Raw genomic sequence first — 14,649 nt, forward strand, 5'->3', positions numbered from 1 at the left:
CTTTAGGGGTATTGTCTGTATTATGCCCTTATAGGGCTTAATCAAGCCTCCGGCTTAGCCGGAGGTTGTGACTATTTCTGCTTGAGCAGCTCCCGGTGGACCGCCTTGGCGATGAGCGCCTGCCCCTCAGGGGAGCGGAGGGTATCCAGCACGATAGAGCGGAGCAGGTCCTGCACCTGCTTGCTGGAGAGCACCGAGTCCATCACCGTGCCCTGGGGCTGGGCGGCGGGCTGAGCCTTTCGGGGCGCGGGGGCGGGGACGTGGACCGGCTCGTCCTGGGGCACGGCGCCGCTCATCCAGTCATCCTGACGGGTGGGGTCGCTGCTCTCGCCCCGCAGATAGAACAGGGACACGCCGAAGTAATTGGCCATCTTCTCCTGCTGGTCCTTGGTGGGGGTCTGGCGGCCGGTCTCAAATTTCTCAAAGGCGCCTTTGGGGAAGCCCAGAGCGGCGGCCGCCGCCGGACGGCTCAGGCCCTTGGCGGTGCGAAGCTCCTCAATGCGCTGTGCAAGTGTAACCATGAAACAAACTCCCTTTCGGTTGAACTGACAGGCAATATTATACCGCCTCATGGGCCCCGCCGCAAGAGCGGAGGGACTTTTCAGCAGGGCGGGGGATGGGAAAAAAAGAGGGGCGCGTTCCGTTCGGAACGCGCCCCTCTGGTGTGACGGAATTAGTCGGTCACGTAGGGCAGCAGAGCGATCTGACGAGCCCGCTTGATGGCCTCGGTCAGCTGACGCTGATGCATGGCGCAGGTGCCGGTGGTACGGCGGGGCAGGATCTTGGAACGCTCAGAGAGGAAGCGGCGCAGCTTCACCGCATCCTTATAATCGATGTGCTCGACCTTGTCCACACAGAAGGTGCAGACCTTGCGGCGCTTCCGGCCGCGGGGACGCTCTCTATCCATAGCCATGGTAGCAAAACCTCCGTTTCGTGGGGCGATGACCCCTTGATGTCATAGGGCGCGCAGATGCGGCCCGAAAGATTGTGTTTGTGGGCTGCCCTGTCAGAAGGGCAGCTCGCCGTCGTCGTCGGTCAGGTCGCCGAACTCATTGCCGGAAGGGCCGGCGGGCGCGGCGTAGCCAGTGGACGGCGCGGGGGCGGGGGGCGGCGCGTAGCCGCCGGGTGCGCCGTAAGCGGGGGCAGAATAGCCGCCGGCCTCGGCGTCCCGCTTGGAGTCGCCAAAATAGACGTTGTCCGCGATGACCTCGGCGCTGCGGCGCTTACCGCCGTCCCGATCGGTCCAGTCGCGGATTTGCAGCCGGCCCTCCACCACGGCCATGCGGCCCTTGGTGAAGAAGCGGGAGACGAACTCAGCCGTCTGCCGCCAGGCCACGATGTCGATAAAATCGGTGGCCTTTTCGCCGGTCTGCTTGTCCTTAAAATCCCGGTCCACAGCCAGAGAGAAGGAGGCCACAGGAGTCCCCGTCTGAGTGTGCCGCAGTTCGGGGTCGCGGGTCAGGCGGCCCATGAGAATAATGCGGTTAAGCATATCTTCCTCCTTACTCGTCCTTGCAGACGATCAGGGAGCGGACAACGCCGTCGGTAATGCGGAAGATACGATCCAGCTCCAGGGGGAAGCTGGGGGCGGAAGTAAAGGTCATGAGGACGTAGTAGCCGTCGTTCTTGTCGTTGATGGGATAGGCCAGACGGCGCTTGCCCCACTCGTCAACCTCGGTCAGAGTGCCGTTGGACTCCACCAGGTTCTTGAACTTGGCCACGAGAGCGGCGGTCGCCTCCTCGCCCAGATCGGCGTCCAGAATGTAGACAGCCTCGTAGTTCGCGCTGAGCTTTGCCATGTTTTGTGCACCTCCTTATGGACGTATGGCCCTCATATCTCAGATGAGGGCAAGGATGAGTTGTCTGTATTGGATACAAACAAGCTATATTATTATATAAAAAATTCCGCCGTTGTCAAGAGAAAATGCAAAAAGAAAATGAATTTCTATATAATATAATGGATAATGGACGGGACATGCAGGGGAGAGGTGACACTGACGCGGTGGAATGATATAATGGAGCCGGAGAGAATGAAAGACCATGCGGTCATGGGAATCATGGCATGCGGCAGGTCTGTTTTTGAAAAGGAGTGTGGCGAAATGAAAACAAAGCGGATGGTTCTTCTCTGCGCGCTCGGGGCGGCAATCGTGGTGCTTCTCTTCCTGTTTCTCCCCCGCCCGGTGTCCCTGCTGCTGTCCGGCCCCCTGGATGAGGTCAACCACATGGGGCTCTCGTACACATCAACGGACGCCGACAACCGGTTTCAGGATGCGGATCTGACGGAGGAGCAGGCGGACAGGGCGCGCGCCGCTCTGGAGGGCATGGTGGTCTGGTACAGCCCTGATTTTTCCCGCTTTGCCGGGTGGATACCCGTGCCCAACTATGAACTGATGCTGTACCATGATGAGGCGGCGGACCGGGAGGAATACGGAAGGCTTATCTTTGACCGGAATGGCTACCTCTATAAGCCGGGTGGAAGCCGTTACCGGATTCTCTCTGGCGAGGAGGAGCTTTTGGCGGTCTTTCAGGACTGCATTTCAGAATAACGCGGGGAGAGAACGCAGCGTCAGCAGAGCGATTCAGGACACCGGGCCGGGGAGCTTCCCCGGTCCGGTTTTTTGCCGGAAAAAATTTTTTGAAAAAAATTTTTGCGGCTGTGCAATAAAACGCCCGCCCCGTCCGTTAATGGTGCAGAAGGGCACACAAGGGGCGGACCTCTCCCGGGGGAGGGCGCTCCGCCCGCACACCATAACAACACAATTAACGGGTAAAGAAAGGAAGTATCGAGTATGAAAAAGAAGGGTTTCTTCAGCGGCTTCGGCGCCGGTATCCTCACCACCGCTCTTGTGCTGGGCCTGGGCGTATCCGCCTTTGCGGCCAGCCGCACCATCTCCGTGGACGACAACATCCGCGTGACCATCAACGGCGCGGTCTTCTCCCCCAAGGACGCCAACGGCAAGGATGTGGCCCTCTTCTCCTATAATGGCACCACCTACGCCCCCGTCCGGGCCATCTGCGAGGCCGCCGGGCTGGAGGTGGAGTACGACTCCGCCACCTACACTGCCGTGCTCACCACCGCCGACCGGGTGGCTGCCTCCGATCCCAACTCGGGCAGCTACATCGGCGTGGACAAGGCCAAGAGCATCGCCCTGGCCGACGCGGGCGTCAACGCTGCCGACGCCGTGTTTCTCAAGGCCAAGCTGGACCGGGACGACGGCCGGGTGGAGTACGAGGTGGAGTTTTACAGCGGCAGCAGGGAGTACGACTATGACATCGACGCCCGCACCGGCGCCATCCTCAGCCGGGACTGGGAGCTGGACGACTATTACCTGAGCGGCACCCACACCGGCGGTACCGGTAATGCGGGCAGCACCAGCGCCAATCCCGACGTGATCTCCGCCGAGCAGGCCCAGGCCATCGCCAAGGCCCAGGCCCCCTCCACCGCCACGGTGGTCAAGTGCAAGCTGGACCAGGACGACGGCCGCTGGGTCTACGAGGTGGAGCTGCGGGACGGCCGCACCGAGTATGAGTGCGACATCAACGCCGTCACCGGCGTCATCCTGGACTGGGACATGGACTACGACGACTGACGCGCATACAACCAAACACGGAAGAGCGGCGGGGAAGAGCCTTCCCCGCCGCTCTTTTACGCAGGTGCATGGCCCCTGCCTCGCCCCGGCCCGTACACGCTACTTGATCTCCTGCTCCAGCTGACGAAACACATCGGTGTCGAAAAATTCTGTGATGGTGAGATCGAGGCCGTCCACCAGCTTTTTCAGCGTAACGATGCCAATATTTTTTGTGGAGCCCCGCATGAAATCACTGACCGTGGACTGAGTGACTGCCGAGAGGGTGGCCAGGCGGTTGATGGTGATGCCTCGCTGGGCGCACAGCTCGTTCAGCCGCAGAACGACAGCTTCCGAGATATCCATTCCAGGACCTCCTTGAGGAGTTTAAGGAGATCATATCATTCCCTTCGTGCTGCAATTAACGGAAAACCGTTGACCTGGTGGAAAAAATATGATATATAATCCAGAAGGAAAAGGAATGGAAATGGCAGGTGATGGACGGGTGGCATCAGAGTGCGATAGAGAGCTGCTGGAAGAGATGGCACGATACCTGGGCTGCCAGTATCTGTCTGACCTGCGCCACTGCGGGGCCAGACCCTATCAGGCGGCCGGGCTGATGGAGCTGGGCCGGCAGGCAGGGGATAAGGCGTGCCTGGAGGCGGCCACTTATATTCTGGGCCGGAAGTGTCTGTGGAGCAGCGGAGAAGAGGCCATGGCGGATGCTGTGGAGGAGCTGCTGGCACGGGACGCCCTGAAATAAAGCGAAAATGGCAAGCAAAACCCCCCGTATCCAGCTGGATACGGGGGTTTGGCTTTAAAGCAGCTCCGCTTTCTCTTTGATAAAGTCCCTGAGCCATGCGCCGGTCTCAGGGTGGTCCAGAGCGAAGTCAATGGTGGCCTCCAGAAAACCCTTCAGGTTGCCGGTGTCGTACCGGCGGCCCTCAAAGTCTACCGCCACCATCCGGTTCTGGCGGCACAGCGTGCGCAGGCCGTCGGTCAGCTGAATCTCGCCGCCGTAGCCCGGGGCCTGGTGCTCCAGAATATCGAAGATGTCAGGGGTGAGGACATAGCGGCCCAGAATGGCGTAGTTGGAGAACATCTCAGTGGGAGCGGGCTTCTCGTTCATGTCGGACACGGAGAAGATCCGGTCCTCCAGAGGATGAATTTTTACCGAGGAGTACTTGCTGATGGCCTCAGTGGCCACCTTCTGCACGCCTACGCAGGAGGCGTTGTACTTCTCCGCCGCCTCGATGAGCTGCTTCATCACCGGCTTGCGGGCCCGCATGATGTCGTCGCCCAGCAGCACGGCAAAGGGCTCGTCCCCCACAAAACGGCGGGCACGGGAGATAGCATGGCCCAGCCCCTTGGTCTCCTTCTGCCGGACATAGAAGATGTTGGCCAGATCGGCGGCGCGCCGCACCTCCGCCAGCTCCTTCTCCTTGCCGGCCTGGTTCAGGCGGGTCTCCAGTTCGGGGTAGTAGTCGAAGTAGTCGTCCATGGCCGACTTGGCCCGGTTGGTGACAATCAGGATATCCTCAATACCGGCGGCCACGGCCTCCTCAATGATGTACTGAATCACCGGCTTGTCCACCATGGGCAGCATCTCCTTGGGCACCGTTTTGGTGGCGGGGAGCATGCGGGTGCCCAGACCGGCGGCGGGAATGACGGCTTTGCGGACCTTCATAGCGAAAACCTCCAGCTCATGCGGGCGGAGGACCGCCCGCGTTTTACACGTGTGCCAGATGTGCGGCGGGAATCATGGGACGGAAGAACTTGACCTTGGGCAGGGCCTTCAGCAGTACAGTGCCCAGCACATAACAGGCCACGGCCTCGCCCACCACAAAGGTCCACATGTTGAACCAGTAGGAGGCCCAGAAGACGCTGTTGATGGCGCCGGCCTCCGCCCAGGCCCACATGGGGGGCAGCAGCAGCGCGTTCATCACAATGGGGGGCAGGGCGGCCAGGTACCACCGGGGCATTTTCATGGTCAGCCAGGCGGCGATGGCGGTGGCCAGGGTGCCCACAATCATGTCGATGGGACCATAGGGGGAGAGGACATTGGTCAGCAGGCAGCCCAGGGCCACGCCCGGCGCAGTGGCCGGGAACAGGAAGGGCAGCACGGTGAGCGCCTCTCCCAGCCGCACCTGGACAGGGCCAAAGGTCAGCTGAAAGATGTTGCCGAAGTAGCACAGGACAAAGTACACGGCGGCCACCACGGCGGCCAGGGTCAGCTCTCTGACGGTGAGCTTGCGTTTGGAAACCATAATCATAAGAACAATACCTCCAATTTTATCTTTAGAGTGCGCGCGCCGCGCACAGCGGAACAGGTCCCTACCCCGGAGGCATGGCGCATACGCCTCCGGACGGCTTTCTCTGTTCCGTTTGGACCGGGTTTTGGGAACCGGTCGAGGGTATTGTAGCATGATTTTCACCAAAAGAAAAGTGGGAAAGGGAGAAATAAAAATGAGGCGCGTCCGCAGAGCGGAACGCGCCTCATTTTCAGCGGTGGTTACATGGGAGAAAAGCTGTCCTTGCCCACCTGGCACAGAGGGCAGACCCAATCCTCGGGCACATCCTCCCAGGCGGTGCCGGGGGCCACGCCGTTATCAGGATCGCCAACCTCAGGATCGTAGATATAACCGCAGATATCGCAGACGTACTTGCCCATGGGATATCGCTCCTTTACCTTAAAATTTGTTTCCCGGACCGGGGCGCCTTGCCGCTTGTCGCCGGGTTGGCTTTATGATACAATGGCGGTAATCCTTTTGTCAACTGAGGTTTGCAGTGAAAATTAGAAATGTTACAATAAATTCAAAATTGTGCCTTGCACCCATGGCCGGCGTCACTGATCTGGCATTCCGCACCATCTGCCGTGAGCTGGGCGCCGGGTACACCATTACCGAGATGGTCAGCGCCAAAGCCCTGTGCTACCAGGACAAGAAGTCCATCCCGCTGCTGGAGCTGGGGGATGGGGAGCACCCCTGCGCCGCCCAGATCTTCGGCAGCGACGAGAAGTGCATGGAGGAGGCCGCGGCCATCGCCGGAGAGGTGTCCGGCGCGGATATCATCGACATCAACATGGGCTGCCCGGTGCCCAAGGTGGCCCAGAACGGCGACGGCTCCGTCCTGATGCGGGACGTGGACAAGGCCGTCCGGGTGGCCGAGGCGGTGGTGCGGGGGGCCGGGAATCGGCCGGTTACCGTCAAGTTCCGGCTGGGCTGGGACAAGGGCTCCATCAACTGCGTGGAGTTTGCAAGGGCGATGGAGGCCGCCGGGGTGTCCGCCGTGGCGGTCCACGGCCGCACCCGCGCCCAGATGTACGCCGGCACCGCCAACTGGGACTATATCCGGGCGGTGAAGGAGGCGGTGTCCATTCCGGTCATCGCCAACGGCGACGTGTTTGACGCCAAGGCGGCCGTGCATATCCTGCGGTATACCGGCGCGGACATGGCCATGATTGGCCGGGGCTGCTTCGGCAATCCCTGGGTATTCCAGCAGGCCAGGGCCGCCCTGGAGGGGGAGGAGATTCCGCCCCTGCCCCCCCTGAACGAGCGGGTGGACACAGCGGTGCGGCAGTTTGAGCTGGCGGCCGCCCACAAGGGGGAGCACATCGCCTGCCTGGAGGCCAGAAAGCAGTATGCCTGGTACCTGAAAGGGGTGGCCTTCGCCGGGTATTACAAGGAGCAGATCAGCCACATCAGCACCCTGGAGGATATCTACCGTATTACAAAAGGGATTAAACGCGACCTGAAATAACAAAATGAAATCAAAGAGAGGCAGGTGAGAAGGAGTGGAAAACGAGCGGGAGCTGGTGGCCCGGGCCAAGCAGGGCGATCAGGAGGCGTTTGGCGCCCTGGTGGAGGCCAACCAGGGCCGCATCTACAATCTGACCCTGCGGATGACTGGCTCTCCTGAGGACGCGCTGGACCTGTCCCAGGAGGCCTTTCTTAACGCCTGGCGGGGGCTGAACAAGTTTCAGGGGGACAGCTCCTTTTCCACCTGGCTCTACCGCCTGGCCTCCAACGCCTGCATCGACTTTCTCCGCCGGGAGAAGCGGCGGAAGGACATCTCCATGACCGTGTCTCTGGACGACGAGGAGGAGGGCCGCCAGGCTGAGCTGCCCGACCGCCGACAGTCCCCGGAGCGGGAACTGGAACGGCGGGAGCTGCGGGAGGACATCCGCCGCGGGCTTCTGGCTCTGTCGGAGGAGCACCGGCAGGTGCTGGTGATGCGGGAGCTCAACGGCATGAGCTACGCGGAAATCGGCGCGGTGCTCAGGCTGGAGGAGGGGACGGTCAAGTCCCGCATTGCCAGGGCCAGAATGGCTCTGCGCAAAATTTTGATGAAAGACGGGAACTTTTCTGGCGCTTCATCGTCCATAACGTGAAGAAAGAAACGCGCACCCCTGAAGGCGGCCTTTCCGGCGGGGGAGTTTGGGAGGTGAATCACCATGTATACCTGCGATCAGGCGCTGGAGTCGCTCAGCGCCAGGCTGGACGGGGCGCTGCCCCCGGAGGAGGAGGCTGAGCTGGAGGAGCATCTGGCCCGCTGCCCGGACTGCCGGGCGCTGGCCGCCGATCTGGCGGCAATCCATGACGCCATGCCGGGGCTGTATCAGGAGCCGCCTGCGGAGCTGAAGGAGCGGGTCATGGCGCAGATCAGGGCGGAACGCGCGCCCGTCTCCCTGGACGAAGCCCGAAAGAAGCGCGCCGGACGGAAGATGTGGCGGTCCTGGGGCGCCATGGCGGCTGTCATGGCCGTGGTGTTCATGAGCGCGGCGGCCATGCGTTTCGGCTCTGACGGCGGCACGGCGGGTATCCCGGAGAACACGCCGGTGTCCAGCGTGTCGGTCTATTCCGCCCAGCCGGAGGCCAGTCAGTCCGCTGCGGCGGACACGCTTCCGGCCCAGGAAAAGGCCGCGGTCTCTGGCGGAGAAAATGACATCCAGAGCGAGCCCTCTTCCCCTGCGGCGGAAGAGGCACAGATCCAACCGGCTCAGGCGGACGCCCAGACCACCGGCGGAGCGGGAACCGGCAAGACTGCCGCCGGCGCACAGGCGTCCCAGCCGCCCCAGAACAGCGAACAGACGGAACAGCCTGCCGGAGACAGCCCGGGGCAGACCCCTGGGGTGACGCCCTTCCGATCCGCCGGCTCAGAGGATACGCCCCAGGAGAACGGCGACGGCGGAGAATCCGACGGCTTGGATGCGGTTCAGGCCGCCGCCGGGAGGATTTACGGGGAGATACTCTCCGCCGACTGGCCCACAGGCACAGCTGCGGCGGATGAGAGGCTGACCGGCTACTATCTCGCCAGCGCAGACGGAACCCGGACTGCCGTGCTCCGCTACCTGCGGGAGAGCAAAAACGGGATGTACAGCATTTTCAAGCTGTATGAAACAACTGCCGGCAGTGAGGACGGCGCCCTGAATTTCTACGCCGTACCTGTGGCTGGGGATGGGGAAATCCTTACCGCGTGGGCGGACAACACCCCCGGAGACGCCGCCGCCTTCTGGATGGCAGTGGATGAATAACATAAAAGAGCTGGGACCTATTGGGCCCAGCTCTTTTATGTTGCGCTTACAAAAAACCGGCGCCGCCCCACAGGAGCAGCGCCGGTTTTTTCTGCAATTTTACTTGATCAGGCTCAGGACAAGGGTGAGCACCATGAACAGAATGGCGACCCACTTGGTCCACTTGGCCAGCTTGGCGTCCCAGGTCTTGGCCTTGTTCTTGGCCATGAAGGTGTCCATACCGCCGGCGATGGCGCCGCTGAGGCCGGCGCTCTTGCCGGACTGGAGCAGAACCACAGCGATGAGGAACAGACCGGAGAGGAGCTGAATAACCGTCACAACAATCTTGGGAATGCTCATTGCTTTCATCGTTCCTTTCGACCCCGAGGGGGCGCTGTATTTTCACAAAAGGGCGCACTCTGACCATGCACCGTCTAAACGTAGCACTAATCATAGCATATTTGCCCCAGGATTGCAAGAGGACGATGAAAATTTCCGGGTTTTCTCCGCTGTTTTGGCTTCACCGGCCCCGGACAATCCGGCGGCTGCCCCAGCAGGTGGCCAGGAAGTAGGCCCCGTACACCACCAGGATGAACACGGCGGTGACGGCGCTGGAGGCTGCGGCGTCCAGCTTGCCCACCTGGGCGATGGCGGCGTTGGCCGCCGTCATGCCCACCACAGCGTGGATAACCGCCAGGAACAGGGGCAGGAAGAAGGACAGGAACACCTGGACGTACACCGACCGGTCCCGCATTTTCTCCTCCACGCCCAGACGGGTGAGCACTGCGTACCGCTCCTGGTTGTCCGCCGCCTGGCTCAGCTGCTGGAGGGCCAGCACCGCCGCCGAGGTCAGCAGGAAGATGATGCCCAGGTAGATGCCCAGGAAGAGGACCAGAATCTTGGTGCCCATGGTCTCCATGTAGATATTCAGCTTGGTGTTGAAGCTGGTACTGCCCGCATCCTCGCCCAGCACGGAGCGGTAATAGTCGGAAATCACGCTCTGGAGCAGGGCCTCCGTTTCCTCCTTGGGTACGTCGGTGCGGTAATTGGCGCAGTAGTAGGTGATGTTGTGGTACATTTTGCTGGTGTCCCAGTCGCCAGCCCCCTCCAGAACCTCATCGGGGATGATGAGATAGTTTTCAGGGCTGGCGGAGTAGCCGATGGACAAAACGGCATGGATGGGGTCCCCTCCGGCTGTCAGGGTGTGGTGATTGGCCACCAGAGAAGGCGTGTCGGTCAGCAGACGGGTCATCCATTCATCCTCAACCCCCACCACCCAGAGGTAAGTGGAGGGCTCCAGCGTGATGGGCTCCAGCCCCTCCAGGGAGCGGAGGCCGTTATAGCTGGACAGGGGGAGCACATGCTCCACCAGAGATTCATCCCACTCGGGCACGCAGAGCTGTCCCTGCCACAGCTCCACCTCAGCGCTCCGGGACAGCTGAACCGCCGGGTCAAAGCCCGCCTCCTTCAGGGCGGCCGGAATGTCCACGGGCAGCTCCTCGCCTGTCTCTGGGTCATAGCGGTTGGCGGACAGGGAAACGTCATAGGGGGCCTGGGCGCTGGTGAGCTGGGAGACGGTGTTGTTCAGGCCGATGGAGCAGGCGGTGATGCCGATGGCCAGCAGGAGCATGAGGCAGATGACCGTCATGGACACATAGGTGCTGTTGATGCGGGCGTTGAACTGGCGCAGGATGAACATGTTCAGGCCCTTGTAGTAGAGCTTCTTGTTGGCCTGGCACACCCGCAGCAGGAAGCCGGACAGGGACAGGAAGAACAGCAGCGTGCCTGCCGTGCCCAGGGCCAGCATGACAAAGAACAGGGTGTCCACCAGCAGGATGCCCCGGGTGAGGAGCATGGCGTAGGCGATGCCCAGCAGCACCGCCCCCACCACAAAGAGGACGGCCGACACACCCAGGTTCTTCACCTTCAGCTCCTGGTTCCGCCTGCCCGCCTGCAGCAGGTCCAGCAGCTTGCACCGGGACACGGACAGGGAGTTGAAGCACATGACCACCAGGAAGATGACGCCGAAGTAGAGCACCGTCTTGCCCAGGGCGCGGGGAGAAAACACAAAGTGAAATTCGGGGATGCTGATGGCAAAGAGGCTGGCGGTGAACACCGAGATGAACTGGGACAGAAAGACGCCCAGGGCCAGACCCACGCCCAGGGACAGCAGGCCGATGAGCAGGGTCTCCAGAAAGAGAAGGCCGGAGATGGCGCCGGTGCCCATGCCCAGCAGCAGGTAGGTGCCCAGCTCCTTCTTCCGGCGGCGGACCATGAAGCTGTTGGCATAGAGAATGAGGAAGGCCAGCACCACCGACACAAACACCGAGATGACGTCGATGAGCTGGATGATGATGCGGGCGATGTTGTTTCCGCCCTTGAGAGCCTCCATGACGTACTGGGCGTCCATGGAGTTGAACACATAGAAGATGCACACGCCGAAGGTGAGGGTGAGGAAGTACACCGAGTAGTCCCGCAGGCTGCGCTTCACGTTCTTCAGGGCCAGCTTAGAGAACATCCCGGTCGTCACCTCCCAGCAGGGTCACAACCTGGATGATGCGGGCGAAGAAGTCCTTCCGGCTGTCCTCCCCCCGGATGAGCTCGGTGAAGGGACGGCCGTCCTTGATGAAGAGGATGCGGTGGCAGTAGCTGGCGGTAAAGGCGTCGTGGGTGACCATGAGGATGGTGGCCTGCTGCTCCCGGTTCAGGGCCTCGAACCGGTCCAGCAGCAGCCGGGAGGCCTTGGAGTCCAGCGCGCCGGTGGGCTCGTCGGCCAGCACCAGGGCGGGACGGGTGATGATGGCCCGGGCGGCCGCCACACGCTGCCGCTGGCCGCCCGAGAGCTGGTAGGGGTACCGGGACAGGCAGTCCTCAATCTCCAGCAGCCGGGCCGTCTCCTTTACCCGGGGCTCAATCTCCTTCACCGGGGTTTTGAGAATGGTGAGGGCCAGGGCGATGTTTTCAAAGGCGGTGAGGGTGTCCAGCAGGTTGCAGTCCTGAAAGACAAAGCCCAGCTGCTCCCGGCGGAATTTGGACAGGGCCTTGTTCTTCATAGCCGTGATGTCCGCGCCGTCCACAATGATGTGCCCGGCGGTGGGCCGGTCGATGGTGGCGATGCAGTTGAGCAGGGTGGTCTTGCCGCTGCCCGACGCACCCATGATGCCCACGAACTCCCCGGGCTGGACGGAGAAGCTCAGGTCGTCAATGGCCCGGGTCACCGAGCTGCGGGCGCCGTAGTACTTTTGAAGATGGGTGACAGTGAGAATCGGTTCCATGGCGGAATCCCTCCTTATGGGACCAGTTTACCCCAATCCCTCCGGCGGGGCCATGGGCGGACCTTACGGGGAGGTGACAGTTTTGTAAGGTTGGCCCTCCGCCAGATGGAAGCGGCCCAGGGGGAAGGTGAGGGCGGACAGAGTGCCGCCGCCGGGCGGACAGGAGAGGGACAGGCCCAGCCCCAGCCGGGCGCACAGCTTTCTGCACAGGTACAGCCCCAGGCCGGTGGAGCGGGTGGACAGCTTCCGGCCGTTGGCGCCGGTGAAGCCCTTGTCGAACACCCGGGGCAGGTCCTCCGGCGGGATGCCGGGGCCGTTGTCCAGAAGAGAGAGGACTACTCCGTCCCGTTTCACCTCCTGGAAGAATGTGAGCTTGGGTGCGGAGGAGCGGTATTTGAGGGAGTTGGAGATGAGCTGGCCCAGGATGAACTCCACCCACTTCCCGTCGGAGCAGACCACTGCGTTCAGCTCCCCCAGCTCCACCCGGAATCCGGCCTCGATAAGGGGACGGGCATACCGCCGCAGGGCGGCGGAGACGGCCTGGCTCAGGGGGAGGGACCGAACGGCGTAGTCCCGATCCACCGCGCCGCTGCGGGCGTAGAACAGGGCCTGCTCCACGTAGCCCTCAATCTGGAACAGGGAATCCTCCACGCTGTCGGCCAGAGGTCCGGGGTGGTTCTCCAGGCACAGCCGGGCGGCGGCGATGGGTGTCTTGACCTCGTGAATCCAGGTCTCGATGTACTCCCGGTACTCCCCTATGTCCCGCCGGGCGTCCCCAACCGCCTCCGCCATGGAGGCGCCCATGGTCCGGGCGGCGGAGAAGAGAAATTCCCCCTCGGGAAAGCCGGGCTCTACCATCACCTCGGAGAACAGGTACTTCTCGTCCAGGGCGTCCAGCCTGCCCTCCATGTCCTGATAAAACCGGAGCTTGCGGGCTATCTCGCCGCCCAGGGGCAGGAGGACGCACAGGGCAGTTACCAGGCAGAGAAAGAGGGTGGCCGAAGGGGGGACCCGCAGCAGGGACAGCAGGGCTGCCGTAAAGAGCAGGACAAACACAAGCCCCAGCAGGTGGGGCAGCTTTTCTTTCAGCAGGGCGGACAGGGTCATGGCGGGACCTCCCTTTCAGAAAAATAGCCGGTCAGGACAGCAGCAGCTGATACCCCTGGCCCCGTCGGGTGATGAGCACATCCTTCAGGCCCAGCTCCTCCAGGGTGCGGCGCAGCCGGGTCACGTTGACGGTGAGGGTGTTGTCGTCCACAAACTGGTCGGACTGCCACAGGGCGTTCATCAGGGCGTCCCGGCTGACAATCTGTCCCGGCTGGCGGAGCAGCTGCCGCAGGAGCAACACCTCGTTGCGGGTGAGCCGGGCTTCCCTGTCTCCGAAGCGCACCGTGCCGCTGCCCAGGTCCAGGGACACGCCCCCCGCAAACAGCACTGATGCCCCACCGCCGGAGGGATAGGCGCGCTGGAGCAGCCGGGCCATCCGGGCCAGGAGAATCTGGGGGTTGAAGGGCTTGGTGATGAAGTCGTCCGCCCCCAGGTTCATGCTCATCAGCTCGTCCAGCTCGTCGGAGCGGCTTGTCACTATCATAATGGGCAGCTGGGCGCTGCGGGCACGCAGGTCCCGGCAGACATGGTAGCCGTCGTACCGGGGCAGGCCCAGGTCCAGCAGCACCAGCTGGGCGCCGCTGGACAGAATCTGTCCCGCCAGGTCCTCATAGCCGGACGGGAACAGGCAGCGGTAGCCGTACCGCTCCAGCAGCGCGGAGAGCTCTCCCCGCAGGTGAAGGTCGTCTTCCGCCAGGAATACAGCAAATCCCATTGTCTCACATCCTTTTCCACAGTGTAACATGAAATTGTGAACAGGGTCTTTAAGAAAACATAAAAAAGCCCCGGAGCCAGGCTCCGGGGTGGAAAAATCAGCGTGGTTCCAGCAGCAGGCGGTACACGGCGCCCTGGACATAGTCAATATCCTCAAAGGTGACGCCGGGGGCAGGGCAGAGATGGAGCATGCAGCCGGGCGCAGGCGCGTTATCCGTGCAGGAGACCTGAATATGATATTCCTCGCTCAGGCGGCGGGCAATTTCATAGTTGTCCCGGCCGGTAAAGTCAACCGCCACCAGAGGAGCGCGCAGTGCAAAGGGATCGGCCGGCCCCTCTACCCGCAGCCCGTCCTCCTCCAGCTCCAGCATCCGGCCCAGCAGGTGCCGCAGCAGACGGGCCTGCCGGCCCGCCGGCGCTGCATCAGCTGCGGCGGGACAGTCATTCATCACAACGGTTCTCAAGCGATAATCCC

At 62.2% G+C, this 14,649-nt stretch carries 20 protein-coding genes; 6 read left to right on the forward strand and 14 right to left on the reverse strand.

What is annotated here, in order from left to right; all coding sequences use genetic code 11:
* Positions 1-71 precede the first annotated feature (71 nt).
* The 4 genes from Q0K06_RS08400 to rpsF form a co-directional block, all read right to left on the reverse strand.
* Complete coding sequence (locus Q0K06_RS08400) at positions 72-521, reverse strand: helix-turn-helix transcriptional regulator (RefSeq protein WP_294551085.1); 450 nt, start codon at positions 519-521, stop codon at positions 72-74.
* Between the two features lie 152 nt (positions 522-673).
* A complete protein-coding gene (gene rpsR / locus Q0K06_RS08405) occupies positions 674-913 on the reverse strand; it encodes a 30S ribosomal protein S18 (protein ID WP_006572919.1) in 240 nt (79 codons plus the stop codon).
* Positions 914-1,006: 93 nt separating this feature from the next.
* Positions 1,007-1,492 (reverse strand): single-stranded DNA-binding protein, encoded by a 486-nt coding sequence (gene ssb, locus Q0K06_RS08410; protein WP_294551088.1) that lies wholly within the window; start codon positions 1,490-1,492, stop codon positions 1,007-1,009.
* A gap of 10 nt (positions 1,493-1,502) precedes the next feature.
* Positions 1,503-1,799 (reverse strand): 30S ribosomal protein S6, encoded by a 297-nt coding sequence (gene rpsF / locus Q0K06_RS08415; RefSeq protein WP_294516645.1) that lies wholly within the window; start codon positions 1,797-1,799, stop codon positions 1,503-1,505.
* A gap of 300 nt (positions 1,800-2,099) precedes the next feature.
* On the opposite strand from rpsF, the gene Q0K06_RS08420 reads away from it, so the two are divergent.
* The gene (locus tag Q0K06_RS08420; protein WP_294551091.1) at positions 2,100-2,546 is read left to right on the forward strand and encodes a hypothetical protein; all 447 of its coding nucleotides are present in this window, start codon (positions 2,100-2,102) and stop codon (positions 2,544-2,546) included.
* 243 nt (positions 2,547-2,789) lie between these two features.
* Positions 2,790-3,590, forward strand: coding sequence for a PepSY domain-containing protein (locus tag Q0K06_RS08425; protein ID WP_294551094.1), 801 nt, complete (start codon positions 2,790-2,792; stop codon positions 3,588-3,590).
* A gap of 99 nt (positions 3,591-3,689) precedes the next feature.
* Here the strand turns inward: Q0K06_RS08425 and Q0K06_RS08430 are convergent, their stop codons facing one another.
* Complete coding sequence (locus tag Q0K06_RS08430; RefSeq protein WP_294551096.1) at positions 3,690-3,932, reverse strand: helix-turn-helix transcriptional regulator; 243 nt, start codon at positions 3,930-3,932, stop codon at positions 3,690-3,692.
* 115 nt (positions 3,933-4,047) lie between these two features.
* Here Q0K06_RS08430 and Q0K06_RS08435 point away from each other — a divergent pair, with 115 nt between their 5' ends.
* Positions 4,048-4,329 carry a hypothetical protein gene (locus Q0K06_RS08435; RefSeq protein ID WP_294551098.1) on the forward strand — a complete coding sequence of 94 codons (282 nt, stop codon included), beginning with the start codon at positions 4,048-4,050 and terminating at the stop codon, positions 4,327-4,329.
* Positions 4,330-4,383: 54 nt separating this feature from the next.
* On the opposite strand, the gene galU is transcribed toward Q0K06_RS08435, so the two are convergent.
* The 3 genes from galU to rd form a co-directional block, all read right to left on the reverse strand.
* On the reverse strand, positions 4,384-5,253 hold the full coding sequence (gene galU, locus Q0K06_RS08440) for a UTP--glucose-1-phosphate uridylyltransferase GalU (RefSeq protein WP_294551101.1): 870 nt from the start codon (positions 5,251-5,253) through the stop codon (positions 4,384-4,386).
* A 43-nt stretch (positions 5,254-5,296) separates the two neighbouring features.
* Entirely contained in the window at positions 5,297-5,839 is a 543-nt protein-coding gene (locus Q0K06_RS08445) for a QueT transporter family protein (RefSeq protein ID WP_294551104.1), read from the reverse strand.
* 239 nt (positions 5,840-6,078) lie between these two features.
* On the reverse strand, positions 6,079-6,237 hold the full coding sequence (gene rd, locus Q0K06_RS08450; protein ID WP_294516632.1) for a rubredoxin: 159 nt from the start codon (positions 6,235-6,237) through the stop codon (positions 6,079-6,081).
* A 116-nt stretch (positions 6,238-6,353) separates the two neighbouring features.
* Between rd and dusB the strand changes: the two genes are divergently transcribed.
* The 3 genes from dusB (at position 6,354) to Q0K06_RS08465 (ending at position 9,099) form a co-directional block, all read left to right on the forward strand.
* The gene (gene dusB / locus Q0K06_RS08455) at positions 6,354-7,325 is read left to right on the forward strand and encodes a tRNA dihydrouridine synthase DusB (RefSeq protein ID WP_294551107.1); all 972 of its coding nucleotides are present in this window, start codon (positions 6,354-6,356) and stop codon (positions 7,323-7,325) included.
* Positions 7,326-7,359: 34 nt separating this feature from the next.
* On the forward strand, positions 7,360-7,956 hold the full coding sequence (locus tag Q0K06_RS08460; RefSeq protein WP_294551109.1) for a sigma-70 family RNA polymerase sigma factor: 597 nt from the start codon (positions 7,360-7,362) through the stop codon (positions 7,954-7,956).
* A gap of 63 nt (positions 7,957-8,019) precedes the next feature.
* On the forward strand, positions 8,020-9,099 hold the full coding sequence (locus tag Q0K06_RS08465; protein ID WP_294551112.1) for a zf-HC2 domain-containing protein: 1,080 nt from the start codon (positions 8,020-8,022) through the stop codon (positions 9,097-9,099).
* 99 nt (positions 9,100-9,198) lie between these two features.
* Here the strand turns inward: Q0K06_RS08465 and secG are convergent, their stop codons facing one another.
* The 6 genes from secG to Q0K06_RS08495 all read right to left on the reverse strand — a co-directional run bounded on the left by secG (position 9,199) and on the right by Q0K06_RS08495 (position 14,638).
* Positions 9,199-9,447, reverse strand: coding sequence for a preprotein translocase subunit SecG (secG, locus tag Q0K06_RS08470; RefSeq protein ID WP_294551115.1), 249 nt, complete (start codon positions 9,445-9,447; stop codon positions 9,199-9,201).
* A gap of 151 nt (positions 9,448-9,598) precedes the next feature.
* Positions 9,599-11,596 carry an ABC transporter permease gene (locus Q0K06_RS08475; protein WP_294551118.1) on the reverse strand — a complete coding sequence of 666 codons (1,998 nt, stop codon included), beginning with the start codon at positions 11,594-11,596 and terminating at the stop codon, positions 9,599-9,601.
* Positions 11,586-12,353 (reverse strand): ABC transporter ATP-binding protein, encoded by a 768-nt coding sequence (locus tag Q0K06_RS08480; RefSeq protein ID WP_294551121.1) that lies wholly within the window; start codon positions 12,351-12,353, stop codon positions 11,586-11,588. The genes Q0K06_RS08475 and Q0K06_RS08480 overlap by 11 nt, the downstream gene beginning before the upstream one ends.
* A gap of 63 nt (positions 12,354-12,416) precedes the next feature.
* Positions 12,417-13,460 (reverse strand): sensor histidine kinase, encoded by a 1,044-nt coding sequence (locus tag Q0K06_RS08485; protein ID WP_294551124.1) that lies wholly within the window; start codon positions 13,458-13,460, stop codon positions 12,417-12,419.
* 31 nt (positions 13,461-13,491) lie between these two features.
* The gene (locus tag Q0K06_RS08490; RefSeq protein ID WP_294551127.1) at positions 13,492-14,175 is read right to left on the reverse strand and encodes a response regulator transcription factor; all 684 of its coding nucleotides are present in this window, start codon (positions 14,173-14,175) and stop codon (positions 13,492-13,494) included.
* A 97-nt stretch (positions 14,176-14,272) separates the two neighbouring features.
* Complete coding sequence (locus Q0K06_RS08495; RefSeq protein WP_294551130.1) at positions 14,273-14,638, reverse strand: hypothetical protein; 366 nt, start codon at positions 14,636-14,638, stop codon at positions 14,273-14,275.
* Between the last annotated feature and the right edge of the window lie 11 nt (positions 14,639-14,649).

This window comes from uncultured Pseudoflavonifractor sp. (genome assembly GCF_944387805.1).
Lineage (GTDB): Bacteria > Bacillota > Clostridia > Oscillospirales > Oscillospiraceae > Pseudoflavonifractor.